The 674-nt window shown below is 71.7% G+C and carries 1 pseudogene; it reads left to right on the top strand.

Annotation, left to right across the window (positions count from 1 at the left end):
- Positions 1-449 (top strand): annotated as a pseudogene (locus ACESUZ_RS10120) (IS30 family transposase); the annotation flags it as partial.
- Positions 450-674 lie beyond the last annotated feature (225 nt).

Raw genomic sequence — 674 nt, forward strand, 5'->3', positions numbered from 1 at the left:
AGGACGGCGCGAGGCGCGCCTTCGGCGCCGTGCTCACCGACAACGGGAGCGAGTTCGCCGACGAGGGCGCCATCGCGGCGCTGCTCGGCGAGCGGGACGGCGAGACCAGGCTCTTCTACTGCGACCCCCGGCAGAGCCAGCAGAAGGGCGCGTGCGAGAAGAACCACGTGGAGATCAGGAAGCTGCTGCCCAAGGGCGCCGGGGCCAGGTTCGACCGGCTGACGGCGGCGGACTGCGCGCTGCTCATGTCGCAGGTGAACTCCGAACCGAGGGGGGCGCTCGGGTTCCTGACGCCGGCGCGCGTGCTGCGGATGGCCCTCGGGGAGGACGCCTCCGCCCTCATGGACGCGTTCGGGATAGAGGAGCTGGCGCCCGGCGAGCTCGACCTCACGCCCGGCTGCATCGAAAGGGCCAGGGCCGCGAGGGGCGAGGGGCCGCTGGCGGGATAGGCGGCGGGCCGGGACATGGGCCGGAGGGCCCGTTGCGCTGAGTCCGGAACGGCTGCGCGGCGGGCTGGCGGAGCATGCGGCGGCGGCATGGGGGCACCGGACTCCACAGCCCCTCCACCTGCGGAAACGAAGTGATGGCCAGGTGCCGGGAGCTATTTCCGCGTTGCGCTAGCTGCGGAAACGCGGGGTCCGTTCAGGCTGTTGCGTTGAGATTGAAAATCAACC

Source organism: Collinsella aerofaciens ATCC 25986, assembly GCF_964239575.1.
Classification (GTDB): domain Bacteria; phylum Actinomycetota; class Coriobacteriia; order Coriobacteriales; family Coriobacteriaceae; genus Collinsella; species Collinsella aerofaciens_BQ.